The 25,559-nt window shown below is 70.2% G+C and carries 3 protein-coding genes (1 of these 3 running past the window's edge); all 3 read right to left on the minus strand.

Features of this window, described 5'->3' with window-relative positions; translation table 11 throughout:
• Tightly spaced (each overlapping or abutting the next), the 3 genes in view from ACQKQA_RS03365 to ACQKQA_RS03375 form a layout consistent with a single transcriptional unit that may run on beyond the window.
• A complete protein-coding gene (locus ACQKQA_RS03365) occupies positions 1-11,535 on the minus strand; it encodes a beta-ketoacyl synthase N-terminal-like domain-containing protein (protein ID WP_427553510.1) in 11,535 nt (3,844 codons plus the stop codon).
• The gene (locus tag ACQKQA_RS03370; RefSeq protein ID WP_427553513.1) at positions 11,535-18,632 is read right to left on the minus strand and encodes a beta-ketoacyl synthase N-terminal-like domain-containing protein; all 7,098 of its coding nucleotides are present in this window, start codon (positions 18,630-18,632) and stop codon (positions 11,535-11,537) included. The genes ACQKQA_RS03365 and ACQKQA_RS03370 overlap by 1 nt, the downstream gene beginning before the upstream one ends.
• Positions 18,616-25,559, minus strand: partial view of an SDR family NAD(P)-dependent oxidoreductase gene (locus ACQKQA_RS03375; RefSeq protein ID WP_427553516.1) — the 3' end only. Its footprint extends 11,269 nt past the window's final position; 6,944 of the gene's 18,213 nt are visible here — the last part of the coding sequence; the start codon falls outside the window, past its right edge; it ends in the stop codon at positions 18,616-18,618. The genes ACQKQA_RS03370 and ACQKQA_RS03375 overlap by 17 nt, the downstream gene beginning before the upstream one ends.

A 25,559-nucleotide genomic window follows, 5' to 3' on the forward strand; every position in this document is an offset into this window, starting at 1 on the left:
TCAGGCCCCGATCTCTCCCCTGTGGTGTCGTGTGTGGGCCGCGCCCGAGTGCGCGGCGTGGGGGGCATCCAGGTCGTTCTCGACTATGTCCTGCAGCACCTGGCCGACATAGGCCGTGACCTGCTCGACGCTCTGCCCCGGTTCGATAAACAGGTGGTTGCCTGCGAAGGCCTTGAAGGTGAAACCCGCGTTGCCCAGGTGCCGCCAGCCCTGCACATCGGCCTCCGGCACCTGGATATCCCCCAGGCCATGCAGGGCGGAAATCGGCAGCGGCAAGGGGGCCGGCGCCCCCGGCCGGAAACGGTCGACCATCTCGAACGTGGCCACCAGCGAAGGCAACTGCGCATGGATCAGCTCGCGGCTGAAATTGAACAGCCCGGCCTGTTTCATCGAACTCTCCAGGGCGTCGATCAACTGGCCGATCACCGGCTCGGCGCCGGGCTGGCAGATGTCGTCCAGGGAGGGCATCCGCTCCAGGCCGTGCTGGCGATACACCTCGAGCATGTCGCGGATCACCGGATTGACCTCCTGGCCCGGCGCGGAATAGGCCGCCGCGAACAGGTGCCGGGGCAACGGCTTGCCCACCGCCCGCAGGTGCTGGCACCAGACATACGCCATCAGCGCCCCGGCACTGTGGCCGTACAGGGCAAAGGGCTGGTCCAGCTCATCGCCCAGGACATCGGTCAGGGTCGCCGCCAGGGCCCACATGTCCTGCAACGGCCGTTCCCGCAGGCGGTCGCCGCGGTTGGGCAGCTCGATGGGGCGCACTTCCACATAATCGGGCAACAACGCCTGCCACTCCTTGAACACCGTGCTCGACAGGTGGGCATAGGGGAAGCAGTACAGGCGAATCCGGCTCCCCGGCCGCGCCTGACCGCGCAGCCAGCGGCGCTTGTCCCGGGACCAGGGCGCAAGCTGGGTAAAGGGCGCAAACCCGCCGTCCGCCGCCGGTTGCACGGGACTGGCCGCAGGGGCTGCCTCGGCGCCGTTCGCCGCGCCCGGCCGCACCTGCTCCAGCAGTTGGCGCAAGGTCATCTTGAACAGGCCGCTGACCGCGACCTGCTGATGGTCCAGGTGTTTCTGCAGCTTGATCAGCATCAGCGAATCCATGCCCAGCTCCAGCAGCGCCTTGTCCAGGTCGATCTCCTCGGCAGTGCAATCCAGCAACTCGGCGATGATCGACAACAGGCCGTCGCCGGACAGCCCGCCCGCCTCGGCCAGCCGTGTCTGCGCGGCGGCGGACAGTTCGCGATTGCTCGTCGCCAGTTGCTGCAGGCTGGCGCGGGCGCAAGCGATCAGGCTTTCGCCGCGGCTGTCGAGCAGCGCCCAGGCGGTCTGGAAGCGGCGCACGCCGCTGGCCGGGGCGCCGTCGTCGGCCTGCGCGTGCAGCAGATTGACCAGGCGATAGGCCTCCTCCCGGCGCAACGGGCCGTTGAGGTAAATGTCCTCCATCGCCGTGGTCATGTACGGCACGTCGTGGTCGCTGTCGGCCAGCAGGATCGACGGCTGCAAGGCGGCGTCGAGCAGCCCCGGGTGGGCGCCGAAGGCATAGCCGCCGGGCTCGAACCGCGGGTTCAGGGTCGCCAGGCTGAAGCGCTCGTGGAACCGGCACTCGTCGATGGCCCGCACGAAGCCGCCGGCGGGAAAGCCCATTTGCGTGTAACGGGCGTAAAACGCTGCCTCGTCCAGGGTCCGGCTCGGCTTGCCCGGGTTTTGCAACACCGCGGCCAGGCGGGCCTGCACTTGGGTGTCGGCCTGGGCCAGCGCGGCGAAGTCCACCCGGGCTTCGGCCGTCTGCATCCAGGCCCCTGGCTGCCGGGCCACGGCCCGGTAATCGAACCGCAGGCGATAAGCCTCGGCGGCCACCGGCTCGATGCTCATCCGCACCTCGGTAGCGCCGTTGTGGGAAACCAGCAGCGGCGACTGGAACTCGATCCGGCTGACATGCAGGGCGCTGCGCCCGAAACGCTCACGGAACACCTGGTAGATGGCCTCCAGGTAGAAGCCGACATGGAAATTGCCGGTGTCCTGCAAGCCCGGGGTGTCCGCCGGCAGGGTGAACAGCGCTTCGGACGTGGCGCCCGCCTGGCCCTGATATTCCACGCTGAGGAACGGGCCGGCCGCGGCCGGGACAGTCACGGGCACGGCGGCGGGCGCGACGGCAGAGGCGCCGGAGGCCGGGCGCCGTGCCCAATAGGCCTTGAGGGCCAGCCCGGGCCGAGGGTAGTCGGCCTGGAACCGCCGCTCGCGCTCCCCGGCCGGCGTTGGCGTGTGCCCCCGGTTATCCGCCGAGGTCAGCACCACATGGGCGTTGACCCCGCCGAAACCGAAGGAACTGACCCCGGCCACCCGGCCCGGCCCGTCCCAGTCCAGTGGACGGTCCGGCAGGCGGAACGCCGGTTGGCTCGGCGCCAGCAACGGATTGACGGTCTTGAGGTGGTTGTTGCCGGGCACCCGCCCCAGGTACAGGCACAGGGCGGCCTTGATCACGCTGGCGATGCCGGCGGCGGGCTCCAGGTGGCCGATATTGGTTTTCAGGCAACCGAGAATGCAGCCCTCGCCGGCGCCGCGCCCGTCGTTGAAGACATTGCCCAGGGCTTCCATTTCCACCGGGTCGCCCAGGTAGGTGCCGGTGCCGTGGGTCTCGACGTAGCCGGCCCGGGCAGGCGCCAGGCCGGCGCGCTGGAAGGCCTGGCGGATCACTTCTTCCTGGGCCAGACCGTTGGGCGCGGTCATGCCGTTGCTCTTGCCGTCCTGGTTGACCGCGGAGCCGGCGATCAAGGCATACAGCCGCGCCTCGGGGTGCCGCGCCAGGTGCTGGCGGGCATCGGCCTGGCGTTGCAGGACGATCATGCCCACGCCCTCGCCCGGGACATAACCGTCGGCCCCGGCATCGAACGTCTGGCAGCGGCCCGAGGGCGACAGCATGCCCGAGTCCTGCAACAGACGGGTCAGGGCCGGGCTCAGGTTGAGGCTGACGCCGCCCACCAGCGCAAAGTCGATCTGCCCGCTGCGCAGGTACTGGCAGGCAATGTCGATGGCCACCAGGGTCGAGGAACAGGCGGTGTCCAGTACCAGGCTGGGGCCGCGGAAACCGTAGTGGTAGGACAGCCGGTTAGCGGCAATGGAGCCCGCGTTGCCGGTGGCGATGAACAGCGCATTGTCCTTGTCGTAATCGTTGGCGAACTGCATGTATTCGCTGGCGTACTGCGCGACGAACACCCCGGTCCGAGCGAAGCTCGGGTGGTCCTTGATCCCGGCATCCTCGATGGCTCGGTGGGCATTGAGCAGCAGCAAACGCTGCTGGGGGTCCATGAAGCGCGCTTCGCGGGGCGAGATATTGAACAGGCCCGGGTCGAACAGCTCGATGTCGTCCAGGTAGCCGCCGTGGATGCCCAGCAGCTCCTGGTCGCTGAAACTGTCGTTCAGCCCCAGCAGGTCGCGCCGGGCCCTGGGGTAGTGGCCGACCCCGTCGAAGCCTGCGCACAGCTGCTCCCAGAAGCGCGGCAGGTCGGGGGCCTGGGGGAACTGCCCGGACATGCCGACGATGGCGATGGCCCCGTTGTCCTCGCCCTGCTGGGTGGCAGGCGGCTCGCCGCTGGCAGCCGGGGCCGGTTCGCGGCTGTCGTGCAGCGGGCCCTGCTCGCGGTTGGCGGCGATGTAGTCCGCCAGGCTGCGGATCGTCGGGTAACGGAAGATCGCCGACGGCAGCACCTGGTAAGCCAGGCGCTGGGACAGGGTGGAGAAGAACGCCAGCGAGTTGACCGAATCCAGGCCGATCTCGGCGAACGTCTGCTCCGGATGGATATCCTCCAGCCCCAGCAGCCGTTGCAACTCGTCGCGCAGCAACGCAGTGAGGTCAACCGGTTCGCCCCCTGGGGCCGGGGCGCTGGCCACGGCCTGGTCCACGGGCGCCTGGCGCAGGCGTTCGCGGTAATGGGCAAACACCGGCAGGCTGCGGATCGCCGGGTTGATGGCGGCGAACCGCTCCCAATCGGCGTCGAACACAATGCATTCGTCGATGGCATTGGCCAGGATGCGTTCCAGCAACCTCACCCCTTGTTCGGGGGTCAGCATGCGCATGCCCAGGGTGTCGAAGAACGCCCGGTGATTGTGCGCCACCGCCATCCCGGCGCCGTCCCAGTCGGTCCACTGGATCAGTTGCGCCGGCAAGCGCCGTTGCCGACGTTCGGCGGCGAAGGCCACCAGGCCGGCGTTGGCGGCGCTATAGGCGCTCAAGCCGTTGCCCTGCATGCCTTCCACCGCCGAGATCGACGAGAACAGACAGAAATAGCGCAGCGGATCGCCCAGCGTCAGCCGTTCCAGCAGTTGCGCGCCCACCAGTTTCGGCCGGGCGATGTCGGCCAGCAGCCTCGCCGAGGTCGCCTGGATGGCAACCGCCTCGGTGGTCACGCCGGCCAGGTGGAACACCCCGGTGATCGGCCCGCCGAGGAGCGGGCGCAAGGCGTCCAGTTGCCTGGCCAACGCCGCTTCGTCGGTCAGGTCCGATTGCAGGTAGTGCAGGCGCACGCCCTGCTCCCGCGCCAGGCTGTCGATCAACCCCTGCACAGTGGTGCCGGCGCTGAGGCTGGGATGCTGCAGCGGCGCCGACAGCGGTTTGCGGCCGATGACAATCAGCGACTTCAAGCCTTTGCCCACCAGCCAGCGCAGTACCGTTATGCCGATCCCGCCGAAGCCGCCGGTAAGGATCATGCTGCCCGACAGGTCCAGCGCCGGGTCCGCCGCGGGGCCGCGGGCCATGGCCAGCGGTTGCAGGGCCGGGGTCAGGCACTGGCCGCCCTGCCAGCGCAAGCGCAGGTGCGGCTGCCGGCAATGCAGCTGCCGGAGAATCTGCTCCAGGCGCGGGCTGTCCAGGCGGTCGGTGTCCAGCACCAGGCTGCCGATTTCCGGGATTTCGTAGCGCAGGAAGCTGAAGTACTTCGCCAGGCTTTCCTGGACCCCGTCGGTCTGGCCGTCGCGGGTCAGGTTCAGCAGCACCAGCTTCAGGCCCTTGCGGGTCGCGGCCAGGCCGGCCAGGGCCTGCAGCCGTTGGGCCAGGACCTCGGCCTGCTCGGCGAAACGTCGATCCAGCTCCGCCCCGGACAAGCTCGACAGCGCCGCATACGGCTGCAGCAGCACCAGGGTATCGGCCTGGCTGGCGTCGAGCAGTTGCGCGAGGCGGCGCTCGTCGAAGACTTCGCTGGAGGTGGTGACGCCCGGCTGCGACGCCCAGGCTTGCAGCATCGCCTGATCCTCGCCGAACACCAGCACATGACGTGGCCCCCCCTGCTCGGAATCGGCCGGCGCCTCGACCCAACGGGTCTGCATCAACCAGTGGTCGAGGTTGTTCGCAGGCGTCGCGCTGGCGGCCGGGGCCTGGTCCAGGCCCGCCAGTTGGTCGGCGATCCAGTGGCGCCGGGTCTGGAACGGGTACGTCGGCAGCGGCACGCAACGCCCGGAGTTGGCGCTCCCCGGCCATTGCACGGGTACGCCGGCGACCCAGGCCCGGGCCTGCCCGTGCGGATCGTCGGCGGCCGGAGTGGCCGCAGGGCTACGGTCCAGGCTGTCGCCCTGGTACAGGCCCGGCAGCGCGCCGCTGTCCGGCCGCTCCAGCCAGGCCCGCAAACGGGTACGCGCCTCCTGGCGGTCGGTCGCCACCAGGGCCAGACGGAAACGCAACGCCGCCCGATGATGGGCCAGGGTCAAGGCGATATCGCCCAAGGCATGCCGGTCGTTGGCCGGGGTGTCGAGGAACGCCAACAGGCGCCGGGCCTGCTCCTTCAGCGCAGGCGCCGCTTGGGCGCTGAGCAGCAGCACGCAGGGACTGTCCGCAGCGGCTGCCGGGATGGCCGCCTCGGGGGCCTGCTCCAGGATCATATGCACATTGACCCCGCCCGCGCCGAACGAGCTGATCGCCGCCCGCCGCGGCAGCGTCCTGCCCTCGCGCTCCAGCGCCGGCCACGGCTGCGCCCGGTCGGGGATATGGAACCCGGCCCTGGCGAAGGGAATATCGCTGTTGAGCGGGCCGTGCAGCAGGCTCGGCACCAGGGTGGCGTGCTGCAGTTGCAGGACGGTCTTGGTCAACTGGGCGATCCCGGCGCTGGCCTCGCCATGGCCGATGGAGGCCTTGACCGACCCCAGGGTCCGCGGGACAGGCGCAGCGGCGCCGCTCACATAGGCGTCGATCAGCCCCTGGATCTCGATGGGGTCCCCCAGGGCCGTGCCGGTGCCGTGGGCCTCGATGTAGTTGATGCTGTCCCGGGGGACGCCGGCCCGGGCCAGCGCCGCCTCGATCGCCTGGGTCTGGCTGACCGGGTTGGGCACGGTAAAGCCCTGGGTCTTGCCGTCGTGGCTGACCCCGCTGCCCTTGATCAGCGCCAGTATCCGATCGCCATCGCGCAGGGCATCGGCGTGGCGCTTGAGCAGCACCACCCCCACCCCTTCGCTCGGCACATAACCGTCGCCGCCGGCGGCGAATGCCCGGCAGCGACCATCGCTGGCGGCGAAGCCTGAGGCGCACAGGGTGAGGTATTTGCTCGGGTGCAGGGTCAGGTTCACCCCGCCGGCCAGGGCCGCTCGGGTCTCCCCGTTGCGCAGGCTTTCGCAGGCCAGGTGCAAGGCGTACAGCGACGAAGAACAGGCCGTGTCCACCGTCAGGCTGGGGCCGGTGAGGTTGAAGAAGAACGACACCCGGTTGGCCACGGAAAAGGTTTGCGACCCGGCCGGATAGAACGGCGCGCGGCCCTTGAGCGCATCGGCCCCCACCAGCTGGTAGTTGTTGACGCTGACCCCGGCGAAGACCCCGAAGTCCCGGGGTGTGGCCTGCCAGCGCGGCGCCAGGTAGCCGGCGCTTTCCAGGCAGGTCCAGGCCATTTCCAGGAACAGCCGCTCCTGGGGGTCCATGAACGCGGCGTCCGTGGCCGAGACATTGAAGAACGGCGCGTCGAACTGGCTGACGTCCCCCAGGAAACCGCCCCACTTGCAGTAGATCGCGTCCGTGCGGCCTTTCGCCCCCGGGGCGAAGATCGAACGATAGTCGAAACGCTCCAGGGGGATTTCCGTCACGCAATCCACGCCATCGCGCAGGTTCTGCCAGAAGGCCTCCAGGGTCTCGGACTGCGGATAACGGCCGCTCATGCCGACGATCGCGATGCTGTCGTCGGCGACCGGCGGCTGGCCGGCGGCCGCGCCCAACGGCGCGGCCTCGGGGACCGGCTCACGCGCCCCGGCCCCAGCCGGAATCGACGCCGGCTCCGGCAAGGTCAGGCCCGGGCGCGCCTCCAGGTACGCGGCGAGTTGGTTGAGGGTCTTGTACTTGTAGAACAGCGTCGCGTCGGTTTCGCCGGTCCAGGCGCCGATCCGCTGGTTGAGCTTCATGATCATCACCGAGTCCAGGCCCAGGCTTTCGAAGTCCCCATAGGGATCGAGGCGCTCGGGGGCGATGCCGGTGATCTCGAACAGCGCCTGGGCCAGGCGCTCGAACGCCGTGGCCCGGGCCGCCGGCTCCGCCCTGGCCGCGACGACCGGGGCCGGGGCCGAGGCTGAGGCCAGGGTCGGTGCGGCGGCCTGGATCGGTGCGGCGACAGCGCTCGGCAGCGCCGCGGCCTCGAACCAGTAGCGTTCCTGGGCAAAGGGGTAGCCCGGCAGGCTGATGCGCCGCGGCCGGTACTCCCGGTTGCCCGTGGCCTGCGGCAACAGGCGCCAGTCCAGTGCCGCGCCCTGGGCCCAGAAGCGCAGCACTTCGTCGAAACGCTGCTGGGCGAGCCAGGCGTTCACCAGCAGTTGGACATCCGCTTCGGCCAGTTGCCCCGGCAACGCCTCGCCGCCCGACGGCCGTTCGCCGACGAACACCTGCTGCTCGCGCAAGCGCACCAGCGCCGGGGCATCGAGCGCCTCGGCCGCGAGAAACAGTTGCAGTTTTTCCGCCAGCTGCGCCAGGGAGTCCACCAACAGCCCCAGGCGATGCCGATGGACCTCGCGGCCGGTCTGCAAGGTGAACGCCATGTCCGCCAAGCGGCGACGGGCGTCCGCGGCCGGCACCTGGTCCAGCAAGGACGCGACCCGGGCGCTCAGGGCCCGGGCCAGGCGCTGCAGCTGCGGCTGGCTGGCGGCGGACAGCGGGATCAGGAAGACCTGGGCCGAGACGTCGCGCGGGTCCTCGGCCCGCGGGTACTCCTGCAACACCACATGGGCATTGGAGCCGCCGGCGCCGAACGACGACAGGCCGGCCAGGCGCGGTAGGGCCTGGCCCTCGCGCTGCAGCGCCGGCCAGTCGCCCAGTCGCTGCTGCACCACGAAGGGCGAGGCGGCGAAGTCGATCCGCGGGTTGAGGGTCGTGCTATGCAGCGAAGGGACCAGTTGCCGGTGCTGCATCTGCAACAGCACCTTGGTGATCCCCGCGATGCCCGCGGCGCTTTCGCAATGCCCGATGTTGGACTTGACCGAGCCGATCCCGCAGAACTGCCGGTCGTCGGTGTGGGGCCGGAACGCCGCGCTGAGGGCGGCGATCTCGATCGGGTCGCCCAGGGCCGTCCCCGTGCCGTGGGCTTCCAGGTAGCCGATGTGCCGCGGGTCGATGCCGGCCCGCCCGTAGGTGCGGGCGATGACCTCGGCCTGGGCCTTGACCCCGGGCACCGCGTAACCGGCGGACTTGCCGCCGTGGTTGATCTCGCAGGCCTTGATCAGCCCGTAGATATGGTCGCCGTCGGCCTCGGCCCGGGCGCGGGGCTTGAGCAGCATGGCGCCGACGCCCTCGCCCGGCACATAGCCGTCGCCGCCTTCGCCGAAGGCCTGGCAACGGCCTTCGCTGGACACGAAGCGGCCCTGGCCCAGCATCAGGTATTTGTTGGGGTGCAGCGACAGGTTCACGCCGCCCACCAGGGCGCTGCTGCAATCGCCCCGCTCCAGGGCGCGGCACGCCAGGTACAGGGCGGTCAGCGACGACGAGCACATGGTGTCCACGGCCATGCTCGGCCCGGTGAAGTTGCACACGTAGGACACCCGGTTGGCGATGCTCGAGGCGCTGCCGCCCAGGGCCATGGGGTTGCCCAGCACCGTCTGCTGCGCACCGTACAGCTGATACTCCTGATACATCACGCCAACGTAGACCCCCACCTCCCGGGGCAGGCCCTGGCGGCTGTAGCCGGCATCTTCCAGGGCATGCACCGCGCACTGCAGGAACAAGCGCTCCTGAGGGTCCATGAACCCCGCCTCCCGCGGGGTGATGGCGAAGTAGAAGGGATCGAACTGGTCGATATGGTCGAGAAACCCGCCCCAGCGCCCATAGGTCTTGCCCGGGCGATCCTTGTCCGCATCGAAGTACGGCTCGTGGTCCCAGCGCTCGGCGGGAATGGCGCTGATGCTGTCGACGCCCTGGCTCAGATTGCGCCAGAACTGCTCCAGGTCGGCGGCCCCCGGATAACGCCCGGCCAGGCCGATAATGGCGATATCGTCCTGGGCCGACGCCGGCGCCGCCTCGGCGGCCGGGCGGGAGAAGTCGGCATTGCTCAAGCGGGCCGGGTCGCTCACCTGCCTGACCGACGCGTTGACGACGCTGGCCAGGTGCTCGCCTTCGAGCGACAGCACATCGACGTCGAACGCGATATAGCCGGCCTTGGCCGTGCGCAGGCGATTGACCAGGTACACCGTGGACGGCAAGGGCCTGGCCTGGACGATGCGCTCGATCAGCAGCGGCACATACATGCTCGACTGGGGCTGGCCGAAGTCCGGGTCGTGGAAGAAAAAGCAGCCGTTGAGCAGCAGCGGGTCGAAGCCGTAATGCGTACGTCCGCCCTTGGCCTGGGGCGCGCCCAGGTCGAGCTTGCTCACCAGCAGGGTGACGCCGTCGGTGTAGGCCTCCTGGATGTTCTGCAACAGCGGCCCCACGGTGAATTGCGGGATGCGCCGGTAGGACTGCTCGATCGCCTCGGCGGACAGCCGCGTCAGCCCCGACAGCAGGCCGGCCAGCGACTGATGGCGGGCGTCGAAGCGCTCCTTGAGCCGCAGTTGCCCCACACAACACGGTTCGATGCCGGCCCCGGGCTCGCGCTGGAAGCCGACGCTGAACGCCTCGCGCTGCGGGTCCAGGCTGACCGTCAGCTCCACCGACTGCCCGGCCTGCAAGGTGATCGGCCCCCCCAGCAGGCGGATATGCCCCAGGCTCAGCGGAAAGCTGTCGGCCCCCCACTGCTCCAGGCAGGCTTCGATGGCCAGGCACGGGTGGGTCACGCCCATCAGGGCCGGCGTGCCCAGTACCAGGTGGTCCTGCAGATAGGCTTCCTCGGCGACGAAGCGCTGGGTCCAGGCCGCGCCGGTCGGGGTCGCCGGGGTCGCCGGGGCCGGCACGGGCTGCGCCGCTGTGCCTGACACCGCGCCATAGTGCTGCTGGAAGAACGCCCCCAGCTCGCCCAGGGTGGTGTGCTCGAACAGCAGGGTCGGCGACAGCTCGAGCCCCAGGGCCTGGCTGGCGTTGGCCACCAGGTCCAGCAGGTCCGCCGAATCCAGCCCCAGCTCGTAATAGCCTTTGTCCGTCGCCACCTGGGACGCGCCGATGCCCAGCTTGTCGGCAATCCGCCGGCGCAGCCCCTGGATGACCGGATGCTCGCCGCCGGCCGGCGCCGCTTCCCGCGGCGCAGTGGTAGACATTGCGGCGGGCGCCGCTGGTACGGCCGGCGCTTGATGCAGGCCTTGCTCGGCACGCACCCGCTTGGCGGTGAAGCGTTCGATCTGCGCGACTTTCTCGCCGCTGTCGGCAAAGAACTCCAGGGTGAAGACCACCAGTTCCCGCTGCACGCTGACCGAGTCGGCCTTGATCCGCACCCGGCAGTGCCCGGTGATCGGCGCTACCGCGCTGAAGCCCTGGAACAGCAGCGGCAGGTACAGGCTTTCGGGCGGCCCCGAACGCTCGCTACTGCCCAGCTCCAGGGCCTGGGAACTGATGGCCGCGCCGTCGAGGAGCGCCGGGTGAAACAGAAACCGCCCGGCATCGGGCAGCGCCTGCGGCCCCAGGCCCAGGTCGGCCAGCAAGCCGTCGGGGCCGGTACCGATGCGCCCGCGCACCTGCAGGTAATCGCCATGCACCAGTTGGTGGTCGCGGCACTGGCCGTAGAGGGCCTCTGGGGTCACCTCCCGAGTCGCGCCAGCGGCCCCGGGGGCCAGCCGTTCGCCGGGGGCGAACAGCGTCGGGCCGGTGTGTTCGAGTTCCGCCGTGGCATAGGGCCGGGCCGGCTCTTCGGTATCCAGGGCTTGGGCATTCAGGTCTTCCACCGCCAGGCTGTAATGCCCCGGCCCATCGCAAAACAGCGCCACCCGTACCGCCAGGCTGGCGTCGGCCCCTTCGAGGGCCAGGGGACGGTGGATGCGCAGGGTCTGCAAGCGGTGTTCGGCAAACCCCAGGCCATGCTTCCGGCAGACCTGGTAGATCAGGTCGATATAGGCCAGCCCGGGAAAGACCGGACGCCCCTGCACCCAATGGGCGCCGATCACAGGGTTGGCGCAAGACAGCGAAATCTTGCTCTCGGCCAATAGAGTGCGCATCAGAGTTGCTCCCAGATCATGGCGGTGGCGGACGCATTGGCGCGGGCCACCGGTAACGGTTCCATCGTCCCCGCCAGCGGCCCGTGCCCCTGGCGCTGGCGCTGCAGGATCGGCGCCGCCAGGGGCTGGCGCCGTGCGGGTACGGTGGGGGTTTCGGGGCTCTGCAAGATGGCGTGGACGTTGTTGCCGCCATCGGCAAAGCAATTGAGGGCGATCCGCAGCGGCCGGCCCTCGGGCAAGGCCACCGCGTTGCGCGGCAAGTAAAAGGCCGAGCGCTCGAGGTCGAAGTGGCGCAAGGGTTGCTGCCCCGAGAGGAACGGCACCAGGCTGTGATGCCGGATCATCAGCACCGCCTTGATGAAACTGGCGATGCCTTCGGCGCACAGCGGATGGCCGATGTTCGGCTTGATCGACCCCAGCCCGCAGAGGCTGTCGGCCGCACGCCCGGTGCCTGCGCCATGGCCATACACCGCATCGATGGCCTTGAGCTCCAGCAGGTCGGTGACCTGGGAGCCGGAACCGTTGACCTCGATGTAGTCGATCTGCCCGGCGGCCAGGCCCGACTGGCCCAGGGCCTTGGCCATCACCGCCTTCTGCCGCTGCACGTTGGGCGTGGCCGGGCCGGCGGTACGGCCGTCGTTGTTGCTGGCCAGGGCGCTGAGACGGGCATACACGGTGTCGCCGTCCCGCCGGGCCTGGGCGGCGGTCTTGAGCAGCACCAGGCCGACGCCTTCGGACAGCACGATGCCATTGGCCCGCTCGTCGAACAGGTGGAACTGCCCGTCGCCGCTGAGCAGCCCGCGCTGCTGGAACAAGGCATGGGTGCGCTCGCCGTCCAGCAGGCTGACCCCGCCCACCACCGCGGCGTCGATCTCGCCGCTGCGCAGGGCCTGGACGGCCATGCCCATGCCCACCAGCGCCGAGGAACAGGCGGTATCGATCACCATGCTCGGGCCGCTGAAGTCGAAGAAGTGCGACAGATTGGCCGCCAGGTAGTTCTGCCCCGCCACCACGATCGGATTGCGCGCCTGGCGCAGGGCCTCGGGGTCCAGGCTGCTGCGGGCGCGGCCGCCCAGGTAGACGCCGATGGCGCTGCCGCGGGTTTCCTCGACCCGATAGCCCGCGTGGGCCCACAGGTTCAGGCACTCCTCCAGCACCATCAGGGCCTGGGGGTCCATGGCGTGGAAGTCCTGCTCGGGGATGTGGAAGGTCTCGCGGTCGAACCGATCGCGGTTGTCCAGCACGCCGCTCTGCGAGGACAGCGGCGACAAGGCGCTGCGTCCCTCCTTGAGCAGGCGCCAGTAGTCATCGAGGCTCTGCGCCCCGGGAAAACGCGCCGACAGGCCGACCACGACAATGTCCTCCGCCACGGCGCCGCGCGCGACCGGCGTCGCTTCGGCGATCGGCTCCGGCACTGGCATCGGCGCTACCGGTGCTACAGCTACAGGTGCCACAGCTACAGGTGCTACGGGCGTGGCCTGGGTTGCCGGCGCAGCGGCGGCAAACGCCTGGGCCAGGGCCGGCCCCTGATGGGCCAGCAGCCACTGGCTCAGGTCGGCGAGGTTCGGGTGTTCGAGAATCAGGGACGGCGCCAGGTCGGCCTGCAGCCGCCGATTGATGGTGCGCAGGATCTGCGCCATCAGGATCGAATCCAGGCCGTAGTTGGCGAAATCCTGGCGCGGGTCGAAATCCTCCGGGGCGATGCGCAGTTCGCCGCGGAACAGTTCGCCCAACCAGTGCTGCACCTGATCCGCCAGGGCGGCGTCCGGGACGGCGGCTGCCGCCAGCACGGGCGCCGCGCTGCTCTGCGGCGGGGTCTGTGGCAGGGGCTGCGGCGCCTGGGGCGGCGTGGCCCGCAGCCACAGTTCGGGGTTGAAGCAGGCCGGCAACAGCACCCCGGAGCGTGCGCTGGCCAGCGCCCGGTCCAGCAGCGCCAGGCCGTCCCGGTCGCTCAGCCCCAGCAGGCCGGTGCCGCGATACAGTTCGGTGTCCATGGCCCCCATGCCGGTGTCGGTCCAGCTCGGCCATTGCAGGCTGAGCACCTTGTCGGCCTGGTGCTGTGCGGCAAAGGCGTCCATGTAGGCATTGGCCATGGCGTAGTCGATCTGCCCCGCCGCCAGCTCGGGCAATTGCGCGCTGACCGAGGAGTAGAGGACAAACAGCGACAGCGGCGCGCCCTGCAGCGCCCGATAGAGGTTGTCCAGGCCACGGGTCTTGGGCGCCAGGACATTGCGTACGTCGGCCAGCTGTTTGCGAATCAGCGCCGGGTTGTCGTAGTCCCCCAGGCCCGCGCAGTGAATCACCCCGCCCACGGGGCCCAGCTCGCGGCCGATCTGCGTCACGGCCTGCTGCATCGCCCGGGCATCGTTCATGTCCACCGCCAGGGTCAGCAGCTCCACGCCCTGGCGCTGCAGGGCCGACAGCGCCTTGAGTTTCTCCTGCAGCGGGTTGGCCGGGCCATCCAGCAGCGCCGGCCATTGGGCCGGCGGCGGCAAGGCTTCGCGCCCGCTGAGCACCAGCTTGCGCACGCCGTAGCGGCTGACGAAGTGCTGGGCGCACAACAGCCCCAGGCCCCGGGTGCCACCGGTGATCCACAGCGCTTGCCCGCCGGGCAGGCTGAAGGCCGGCCCGGCGGCGCCCGGGGTTACCGCCCGCAGCGCGGGCAGATAGGCCTGCCCGGCGCGATAGCAGACCTGCCGTTCGTGGGGCGTGCGATACAGCTGCTCGACGATCTGCGCCACTAGCAGCGGGTCGTCGGCCGCCAGGTCGGTGTCCATGTGGCCGCTGCGCAAGCGCTGGTACTCGGCGCCCAGGCAGCGGTACAGGCAGGCCGGGACCGCCGCCTGGGCCGCGGGCGCCAGGGACGCCGGACGCTGGAAGGCCTCCAGGTAACGGCTGACGTACAGCAGGCGGATATCCCGCAGGCGCGTCTGCTCCACCAGCCGTTGCAGGCCTTCGAGCCAGCCGTCCACCTCGCTGGCGCAACGTTCGACGAAGGCCGGGTCGTAGCCGGTGATGTCCAGCACCCCATGCAGCACATGCCCATTGGGTTTGCACAGCAGTTCCGCGCGCTGGGCCAGCTCATCGATCGGCACGATCCGCGTGGCCTCCAGGCTCGCCGCCAGGCGCTGCGCCAACGCCTGGGTGGCGGCGGTGCAAACGATCAGCACGAAACCCGGTTCGCGCTGCGCCGCGGCAGCGCTCGGCGCTGCCGGGCGCAGCGTCCAGTGCTGTTCGAACAGCCCGCTGTGGGCCGCAGGCAAGCCTTTCTCTGGCGCTGCCGGGCGCTCGCCGCCGGTGCCAAGCCCGGCCAGCCAGTAGCGCTCGGTCTTGAACGGATAGGCTGGCAACGGCAGGCGCCGGGGCGGCCGCGCCCCGTACAGCCGCGCCCAGGACGGCGCCACGCCCAGCACCCAGACCCGGGCCAGCGCCGGCAGGTTGGCCTTGTCCAGCCAGGTCTGCAGCAGTTGCCGAGCGTCCTCGTCCCGGTACAGGTCCTGGGTGTCCTTGCCCTGGCTGGCCGACCCGCGCTGCCAGTGCGGGTCGACCTCGGCGGCGGCCAGGCTGCGCAGGCGCTGTTTGAGTTCGTCGAGGGAGGCGACCACGGCGGCGGCGCGATGCTCCATGGCTTCGCGTCCCACTTGCAGGGTGTAGGCCAGGCTGGGCAGCGCATCGTCGCCCAGCTGCAGACGCTCGATGGCCGCCAGCAGGTTGCCGGCCATCAACGGCAACCGGGAAGCGTCGCGGGCCGACAGCAGAATCAGGCAGGCGGCCGCAGGCCGGGCCTGGACCGGGGCCGCCGGATAGTCCTCGATGATGGCGTGGGCATTGACGCCGCCGGCGCCGAAGCTGCTGATCCCGGCGATGCGCCGGCCCTGCCCCGCCTTGAGCGGCCAGGGCGTCAGTTGCTGGTTGACCTGGAACGGGGTCAGGGAAAAATCGATGTTGGGGTTCAGCGTCCGGGAATGCAGCGACGGCACTATGACCTGGTGCCGCATCTGCAGCAGCACCTTGATCAGCCCCGCGACCCCGGCCGCGCCTTCGCAGTGGCCGATGTTGGACTTGACCGAGCCGATCAGGCAGGGCGTCTCGCGCGGCTGCTCGGGGTCGTGGCCGAACGCCCTGGTCAGGCCGCTGATCTCGATGGGGTCGCCCAGACGGGTGCCGGTGCCATGGGCCTCGATGTAGCTGATCTCGTCCGGGGCCACCGCCGCCCGGCGCAGGGCCTGGCGGATCACCTGGGTCTGCGCCGAGGGGTTGGGCACGGTGTAGCCGCTGGCACGGCCGCCGTGGTTGACCGCGGTGCCGCGAATCACCCCGTAGATGAAATCCCCGTCGCGCTCGGCGTCCTCCAGGCGCTTGAGCAGCAGCACGCCCACGCCTTCGCCGGGAATGTAGCCGTCGCCGCCTTCGCCGAAACTCTCGCAATGGCCCTTGGAGGAAATGAACTGGCCCTGGGACAGCATCAGGTACTTGCTGGGGTGCAGGCTCAGGTTCACCCCGCCGGCGAAGGCCGCGTCGACCGCCCCCGAACGCAGGGCCTGGCAGGCCAGATCGAGGGCCACCAGGGAACTTGAACACATGGTGTCGATGGCCATGGCCGGGCCGTTGAAGTTGCCGACATAGGCCATGCGCGTGGCCACCGACGAGGTGCCGCCGCCCAGGCCCATGGGCGCCACGGATTGTGCGGCGAACAAGGGGTACTCCTGGCCCATGACGCCGGCGTAGATCCCGACATTGGCCGCGCCCTCCCCCGCGCCGCCGCGCTGCAAGGCTTCGCGGGTGTAGCCGGCGTCCTCCATGGCCATCCAGGCGTGCTGCAGGAACAGGCGCTCCAGGGGGTCCATCACTTCGGCTTCCCGGGGCGAAATCTGGAAGAACAGCGGATCGAAGGTGGTGGCATCGTCGATAAAACCGCCCCACTTGCTGGAGATGGTCCCCGGCTCGCCGCTGTCGCTGTAGTAGTCGCGCCAGTCCCAGCGGCTGGCCGGGATCTCGCTGATGCAGTCCTTGCCCGCTTGCAGGTTGTGCCAGAAGCCGTCGAGGTCGTAGGCCTGGGGGAAGCGCCCAGCCATGCCGATCACGGCCACCCGCTGACCGGACCCGGCCGGGGCTTGGGTTGGTGCCGGCAGGCTCGGTTCCAGGCGGCGCAACGAGGCATTGACCAGCGACGCCAGCGCCCGCCCCTCGGGGTCGACGATCTGCGAGTCGAAGGCGATGAAACCGTCCTTGACCCGCTTGGGCCCGGTCACCACGAAGGCCTTGCGGCCCGCCTTGCGCCACAGCGTCAGGCGCTCGATCAGCAGCGGCACGAAGGTGGCGGACGGGCTCGACGGCGATTGCTCCGGGGGTTGGAACAGGTAGCAGCTGTTGAGCAGCAGCGGGTCCAGGGCCAGGCCGTCGACAAAGGCGCGCCGGGTGTCGGGCAGCTCGACCTCGCAGATCAGGCTGCCGTCGGCGCCCTCGTAGGCGGCGACCAGGGTCTTGAGCATCGGTCCCAGGGCAAAGGCCGGCACCGCGCGGTACCAGCTGTCGATCTGCTCCTGGCTGCACGGCCGGGCGGCGCCGATCAGCGCCTTGAGATCGAGCGCGGCCGGCTCGGCGTGTTGCGGCGCTTGCAGGCGACCTTCGCAGCACAGGCTCGCGCCCGCCCCGGCCACGCGTTGATGCGCACTGAAGCCGGCGCTGCCGTCGGCTTCCAGGCGCACCTGTACCTCGGCGGTCTGCCCCGGCCGCAGCTTCAGCGGGCCGCCATGGAAGCGGATGTCCTGCAGGCTCAGCGGCAAGCCGGCGGCGCCGGCCAATGCGCTCTGCAGCACCAGGCTCGGGTAGGTGATGCCCATCAGGGCCGGCTGGCCGTCCACCCGGTGATCCTGCAGGTAGGCCTCGTCGGCGGCGAAACGGTACGCGGCCGCTGCTGCCGGTTGCCCCACGGCCGCTGGCGCTTGCAGAACAGCCGCTGGCGGCGCGACCTGGGGCGCCAACTGGCGGATATGGTTCAGCAGCTCCTCGACGGTGTTGTGCTCGAACAGCAAGGTCGGGTTCAGGCGCCGGGCCAGCAGTTGCTCGATGTCCTTGAGGATGGTCAGCATCTGCGCCGAACTGAGGCCCATGTCGAAAAAGCCGCGCTGCGGATCGACCTGATCGGCGCGGGTGTGCAGGTGCCGGGCGAACACCGCCAGGATATCCGGCGCCACGTCATGGCTCGCCCCCCCGGTAGCCGGCGCGCTCTGCGGTACCTGGGAAGCCTGGGGCGCAGCCGCGCCCAGGGTTGCCCTGACGCGCTTGCCGGTCAGCTCGCCGAGGCTGGCGACCCAGCGGCCCGTCAGGTCGTAGAAGTCGATGTCCAGCTTGCGGATGTCGTTGGCCGTGACGATCCGGGCCAGCTCGACGCGGGCCACGCAGGCCTCCTGCAACAGCGCCCGGGCCTGGAACGCGCCGTAGTGCAACGGCAGGTACAGGCCGTCGTCGCCGGCGGGCAGCTGGTCTTCGAGCACCGCGGAGGCCACGGCCGCGCCGTCGATCAGGGTCGGATGGAACAACGCATCGGGCATCAGCTCTCGCCATTGCGGCGCCACGCCCAGCTCGATCAGGCAGCCCCAGGCAAAACGATGGACGCAGCCTTCGGCCAGCAGCAGCCCGTCGTGCACCAGATCCCGCTCCCGCGCCCGGGCATACAGCGCCTGCAGTGGGACCTGGCTGTCGGCTTCGGCCCTGAGGGCGGCCAGGTCCAGGTCGGGCTTGGCCCCCGCTCCTTCGAGCGTCGGCTGCAAGCGCGCGGAGCAGTACTTCACACTCGCCCCCACGACCGCCTCGCCTTGCAGCGCCACGCCGTCGACGTGCACGACCCAGGCGTCGCCCTCGCGCTGCATCCCCAGGGTCAGGCGCAACGCCGAACCGGCCTGGACGATCAGCGGCTGGTAAATCACCAGGTCGCGCACCTGGGTGCGCAGGCAATCGAGCCCCAGGCCGTCGCGGGCGACCCGCAGCAGCAGGTCGATATACGCCAGGCCCGGCAAGACCGCCTGGCCCTGGACGCGATGCCGGGCCACCAGCGGATGGTCGGCGCCGATCGTCAGATCAAAGTACTTGTTCATGAATCACACCCCAGCTTGACGGGATAGAAGAAGGCGCGACGGCCGCTGCCACGGTTGCAGGTTCGACCTGGGCAACGGGGGCCGGCGCGGGGTCGCGATGGCGGGGAAAGGCGCGGCGCTCGAACGCTGGCGCCGGCAATGGCTGGCGCACGGGCACGTAGCCGGGAGCGGCGACGAACTCTTCGAGGATCACGTGGCAATTGGTGCCGCCGTCCGGGAAGCAGCTCTGGGCGGCGACCCGGGGGCGGCCGTCGGCGGCTTTCCAGTCCAGCGTGCGCCGGTTGAAATGCACCCGCGAGGCGGCGAAATCGAAGTGCTCGAAAGGCCCCAGGCCGCAGGCGCTGGGCACGATCTGCCGATGGTGCAGGCTCAAGGCGCAGCGCACGAAACCGGCCAGCCCCGAGGTCAGCAGCAGATGGCCGACGCTGGGTTTGACCGAGCCCAGGCAGCAGGCGTCCAGGGCGCTGTCGTCGAGTTGGTAGACCTGGGCCAGCGCCTTGATCTCCACCGCGTCGACCACCGCCGAACCGCCGCCGTTGACCTCGATATAGCCGACGTCCCGCGGGGTCTTGCCGGCCTGGCGCAGGGCTTGGCGCATCACCTCCTGCTGCGCCTTGAGGCTGGGCGAACCCGGCCCCAGGGTGCGGCCGTCGTTGTTCACCGCCAGGCCCTTGACCACGCAGTAGATGCGGTCGCCGTCGGCCTGCGCGGCGTCCAGGGTCTTGCAGACCAGGGCCACCACCCCCTCGCCCAGCACATCGCCGGCGGCACGGTCGTCGAAGATATTGAAGGCGCCGTCGGGGCTGAGGATATTGCGCGCCGAGAACAGGTCATGGGCGTCGGACGAGGTCAACAGGCTGGTGGCGCCCACCAGGGCCATGTCGATGCTGCCGTTGCGCAGGGCATCGAACGCCAGGGACATGGCAGTCAGGCCCGAGGAACAGGCGGTGTCCACCACCAGGCTGGGGCCGGTCAGGTTGAGGAAACGCGACAGGTTGCTCGCCAGGTAGTTCTGCCCCACGCCGAGGATCGGGTTGCTGGCCTCGGCCAGCGACCGGGCGTCGGCGGTGACCCGCAGGCGGCCGCCGATATAGACGCCCACCGGCCGGCCCGACAGCTCGCGCTGGGAATAGCCGGCATCGAACAGGGCCGTGACGCCTTGTTCCAGCATCAGCCGGGCCTGGGGGTCCATCACCGCCGCGTCCTTGGGATTGAGGCCGAAGAACGCCGGGTCGAACTGGTCGATAGCCTCCAGCCAGCCGCCGTAGGCCTGGCCATGCCCCCCCGGCCAGCGGTGCTCGCGCATCGGCCCGATGGCCGACTCGCCGCGGCCTTGCTGGGCCCAGAACGCCTGGGCATCCTCGGCCCCGGGCAGGCGCACGGCCAGGCCGACGATGGCGATATCCGCCGGCCGGGAGGCCTCGACCGGGGCTGGAACTGGGGCCGGGGCCGGGGCTGGAGCTGGAGCTGGAGCTGGAGCTGGAGCTGGAGCTGGTTCAGGCTGCGCCAGCGGTACAGGTTCAGGGCTTTGCTCCAGCAGGCCAAGATGCCGCTGCAGGGCCTCGGGGTAAGTGCCTGCCAGGTGCTCGCACAGGCTGCCCAGGGTGGTGAACTCGAACATCAGCGACGGGTCCAGGCGGTTGCCCACCCAGGCGCCGAGGCGTTCCATGAGTTGCAGGACCATGATCGACTCGATGCCGTAGTCGACGAACGCCATGTCCCGATCCGCCAGTTGCTCGGCGGAGAACTTCAGTTCCTCCATCAGCAGCTGGCGCATGGCCGCTTCCAGGGCGGCCAGCAACGGCGCCGGGGCAGACGGCGCCGCGGCAACCGGCGCCGGGGCAGGCTGGGCCGCGACGGGACGCCGGGCCAGCCCGGCCGGGCTGAAGCGCTCCAGGTCCACATGGCAAGGCAGGCACAGCCCCGGGTTGTCCGGCGACAGGGCCAGGGCCAGCACCTGGTCCAGCAGGCCCAGGCCGACCGCGGTACCCAGGGGCTTGAGCCCCAGCTGCGCGGCCAGCGGCCCGCTGTTGCCCACGGCCATGCCGACTTCGGCCCAGGCCGGCCATTGCACCGAGCACACCCCGGGCCGGGCGTTGGCCAGGGCGAACTGATCCATATAGGCATTGGCCATGGCGTAGTCGCCCTGCCCCGACGCCAGGGCCGGCACGCTGGCCGACACCGAGGAAAACATCAGGAAAAAGCGCAGCCGCTGGCTGTCCAGGCGCTGGTACAAGGCCGCCAGACCGGCGATTTTCGGCGCGCACACGGCCGCCATTTCGTCCAGGGTCTTCTTGATGAGGGCCGGTGCGGCACTCACCGATCCGGCGCAGTGGAAGACCCCGGTCACCGGACCCAGCTGCTGTTCCAGCCCATCGACGGCCTGGCCGATGGCCGCTGGCGCCTGCAGGTCGCAGGCCTGATAGGCAACCCGTACCCCCTGCTCCCGCCAGCCTTGCAGGCGGCGGACCCTGGCCAGTACCCGGTCGTCCAGACCGCTTTCCGCGGCCAGCAGCCGCGGCCACTGCCCGGCGTCGGGCAAGGGTTCGCGACCGATGATCGCGATGGCCCGCGCCCCCGCCTGGATCAGATGGTCCACCAGGGCCGCGCCGATCCCGCCGGTGCCGCCGGTCACCAGCAGCACATCGTCGGCCTGCCAGGCCGGCACCGCGGCGGCGCGGGTTGCCAGCGGCTCGAAGGCCGCGACAAAACGCTCGCCCTGGCGGTAGCAGCAGTCCGCCTGCAGTCCGGCCTCGAACTCAGCCTCGATCTGGGTAATCAGCGCGGGCTGTTGCGACAGGTTCAGGTCGCTGTCCAGGACCCCGGCCCGCACGCTGCGGTACTCGGCATCGAGCATGCGGTACAGACCGACAGTGCGCGCGCCCTGCAGCGTCGGTTGCCGCTTCCAGGGGTGCAGGCCGTGGGTCACCAGCAACAGCCGCGGTCCGTGCTGGCGCTGCTCGGCGAGGAAGGCCTGGAGCAGCACCAGCTTGCCGCGTTCGAGGGCGGTGCTGGCTTCATAGCCACTATCGAGGGCCGTCAGGTCGATCAGCCCGGCCAGTGGGCCCGGGCAGCGGCGATAGGCCGCCAGGGTGCGGTCCGGGTCATGGAAATCCACCCCCTGCTCGCCCTGGTGCACCAGGTAGTGCTTGTCCACACCGCTCTCCGCGAACAGGCCCCGGGCCAGGGCCAGGGTCGATTCCGTACACAGGATCAACAGCCCACCCTCGGCCGCGGGCAAGTCCGCGCTCACCAGGGGCGCGGCCTGCCAGCGGCGGACCAGGATCGGCTGGTCCGCCGCCGCGGCGGGTAGCGGCGCGAGCGCATCCCGGCCCAGGGGTGCCCAGTAGCGTTCCTTGGCAAAGGGGTACAGCGGCAGGCCGATGCGCCGGGCCGCGGTGCCCGGCTGCAGTGCGACCCAGTCCAGGGTGGCGCCTTCGACCCAGGCGCGCAGGTGCGCCTCCAGGGCCGCTCCGGCCACAACAGCGGCAGGCGCCGTACCCGCCTTGGCCCGATAGAACACCCCGGCCCCGGTCGGTTCGCGCCACAGGCCGGCGCCGCTCGCGGCCTCCAGTTGCGCCCAGTTCAGGCTCAGGCTCTGCAAGCGCGTTGCGAGCCCCTCCAGCGAGTCGGCCATGAACACCAGCCGCTCGCGCATGGCTTCGCGCCCCACCTGCAAGGTATGGGCAATGTCGGCCAGGGTCCGTGGACGGCCGTCGGCCAGGGCCTGGCGCAGTTGTTCCACCTTGTCCCGCAGTTGCCCCGCCGTGCGGGCCGACAGCGGGATCGCCCAGGCACTGCCGGCGTGGCTGGCAGGCACGGGGGCGGATTCGCCCTCCGTAGGCTCGCGCAGGATCAGGTGCGCGTTGGAGCCGCCGGCGCCGAACGAGGACACCGCCGCCACCCGCGCTTCACCTTCGGCCACTTCCCAGTCCGCCAGCACCTGCTGGACCCGGAACGGCGTGCCGGCAAAATCGATATTGCCGTTGAGCACCGCCGAATGCAGCGAAGGCACCAGTTGCCGGTGCTGGAATTGCAGCAGGATCTTGGTCAGCCCGGCGATGCCGGCCGCGCTTTCGGCGTGACCGATATTGGACTTGACCGAGCCGATGGCGCACAGCCGGTCTTCCTGCCAGCCGGTCCCCAGCGCCTTGCTCAGCCCGGCGATCTCGATGGGATCGCCCAGGGCCGTGCCGGTGCCATGGGCCTCGATGTAGCCGATGGCGCGCGGGTCCACCCCGCCCTGTTGCAGGGCGGCCTTGATCAGCGCCGCCTGGGCATTGGGGTTGGGCACCGAATAGCCGTTGGTCTTGCCGCCGTGGTTGATGGCCGAGGCCTGGATCACCCCATAAATGCGGTCGCCCTGGGCCACCGCATCCGCCAGCGGCCGGAGCAACACCGCGCCGACGCCTTCGCCGGGCACATAGCCGCTGCCGCCCTCGCCGAAACTGCGGCAACGGCCGTCGTCGGAGAGGAAGCGGCCCTGGCCCAGCACCAGGTATTTGTTCGGGTGCACGGTGACGTTCACCCCGCCGGCGATCGCCAGCGCGCATTCGCCGGCCAGCAGGCTCTGGCAGGCCATGTGGATCGCGGTCAGCGAGGAGGAACACATGGTGTCCAGGGTCACGCTGGGGCCATGGAAGTTGCAGAAGTACGACACGCGGTTGGCGATCGAGGCGACATTGCCGGGAATCGCCAGCGGATGGCCCAGGGCCGTCTCTTCGGGGCCGTAGAGCTGGTACTCGTTGTACATCGCGCCGACGAACACCCCGACGGCGGCGCTGTCCAGGCTATGGGCGGCGCTGTGCTCGCGGCTGTAGCGGCGCGCCGTGGCGGCCAGGGACGCCCGGGTGTAGCCGGCATCCTCGAGCAGGTGGTAGGCGCATTGCAGGAACAGCCGCTCCTGGGGATCGAGGATTTCCGCCTCCCGGGCCGAGATGTTGAAAAACAGGGTGTCGAAGCAGTCCACATCGTCGATGAAACCGCCCCACTTGCCGTAGGTGGTGCCGGGGAGGTTTTTCTCCTCGGCGTAGAAGCGCGCGTGGTTCCAGCGCTGGGCCGGGATCGGCGTGATGCAGTCGCGCCCCTGGCGCAGGTTGTCCCAGTACTGCTGCAGATCCGCCGCCTGCGGGTACTGGCCGCTGAGGCCGACGATGGCGAACTGCATCGGGCCGGCGGCGGGTGCCGGAGTCGCCGGCACCTCAGGCTCCACGTTCACGGCGACGGGCGGAATGCCGGGCACGGCGACGGGCGCGGCCGGGTTCAGGCGCCGCGCCAACTCTTGCCCATGCTGTTCGAGGAAATAGCCGCAGAGTTTCTCCAGGGTCTGGAATTCGAAGAACAGGGTTTTCGACAAGGGCCCGAACACGGCTTCGAGGCGGGCGGTCAAGCGCCCGACCATGATCGAGTCGATGCCGTAGTCTTCCAGGGGCGCCCGGACATCGATCCGGTGCGCCGGCAGCGCGAACACATCGCAGAGCAACTGCTTGAAGTACTGCTGGACCTGCTCCGCAGTCACCGCCGCGCTCGGGGCCGGCGCGGCCCCAGGCAGCTCGACCGGCTCGACCGCCGCGCGAGGCGCCGGGCCCAGGCCAAACGGCACCAGCGCCCGGGCCGGATCGCCTTCGGCCACCAGCACCTGGGTCGCGCCTTCGGCCAGGGCGCTGCGCAACGCCGCCAGAGCCACCTTCGTGCTCAGGGGGCGAATGCCCGAGCGGCTCCACAGCCGTTCCTCGGTCCCGGCGTCCGGGCGCATGCGGCCTTCGGCCCACAGCGACCAGTCCACCGCCAGGGTATGGCCCTGGCGTTCGCCGCGGCGCACCTGCTGGTTGCGCACATAGGCAAAACCGTCGAGGAAGGCATTGGCCGTCGCGTAGTCGGCCTGGCCGACGTTACCGGTCACGCCGCTGGCCGAGGCGCAGAGCACGAACCAGTCCAGGCCCAGGTTGCGGGTGGCGTGGTCGAGGTTGGCGGTGCCCCGCACCTTGGGCTCCAGCACCGCGGCGAACTGCGCCTGGGTCTTGTTGACGATAAAGTCATCGGCGGCGATGCCGGCGTTATGGATCACCCCGTTCAGGGGGCCGTGGGCCTGTTGCACCGAGGCCAGCAAGGCTTCGACTTCCGCCAGCTGGCCGATGTCCGCCTGGCAGTACACGACCCGCGCCCCGCGCTGTTCGAGGTCGGCCAATTGCTGGCGTTCGGCCTCGCCCAGCAGCGAGCGCCCCACCAGGACGATGCGCGCGTCGCGGCTGTTTTCGATGACCTCCCGGGCGAAGATCCGCCCCAGCCCGCCCGCGCCGCCGGTAATCAGGTAGCAACCGCCGTCCTTCCACAGCGGCCGTTGCGCGGCCGGCGCCGCGCCGCGGCTCCAGACCGGCACCCGTAGTTCGCCGTCCTCGAGCCAGACCGCCGAGTGCTCGGCGCCGATCAGCCCCGGCTCGAACCCATCCAGGCTCGGCATGGCGATCAGTTGCCCGCGCAGCCTTGGGTTTTCCAGGCACGCGGTCTTCAGCAGGCCCTCGAGGCCGAGCATGACCGGCGCCGCCGGCCAGCCGAGCAACAGCACCTGGATAAACAGCGGCTGCTGGCCGGCGCCGGCCCCCAGGCAAGTCTTGAGGTGGGCGAACAAGGCCGCGGCCGCCGCCTGGTAATCCCGGGCCAGGGCCTGGTTGTCCTGGCCGCTGGAGCGCACCGCCAGCGCCTGCACCTGCGCCTGGGGCAACAGCTGGCCGAGGCGGCCGGACGCCGCCAGCGAATCGTCGGCCGCCAGCAACAGCACCTGATGCTGGCCGGGCACCGGCGGCGCACTAGTAGCGGCGGCCAGCGCTTGCCACTGGCGCAGCAGGCGGATCGGGGCCAGCGCCTCGCGCCCGCCCAGGGCGATCTCCCGCGCGGCCAGGCCGTGCAGGCTCACCCGCAGGCGGCCCT

Source organism: Pseudomonas sp. NPDC089530 (genome assembly GCF_050280705.1).
Taxonomy (GTDB): domain Bacteria; phylum Pseudomonadota; class Gammaproteobacteria; order Pseudomonadales; family Pseudomonadaceae; genus Aquipseudomonas.

Coding starts and splice junctions, on each gene's coding strand:
- ACQKQA_RS03370 (WP_427553513.1), bottom strand. CDS start 18,632: ATGAACAAGTACTTTGATCTGACGATCGGCGCCGACCATCCGCTGGTG.
- ACQKQA_RS03365 (WP_427553510.1), bottom strand. CDS start 11,535: ATGCGCACTCTATTGGCCGAGAGCAAGATTTCGCTGTCTTGCGCCAAC.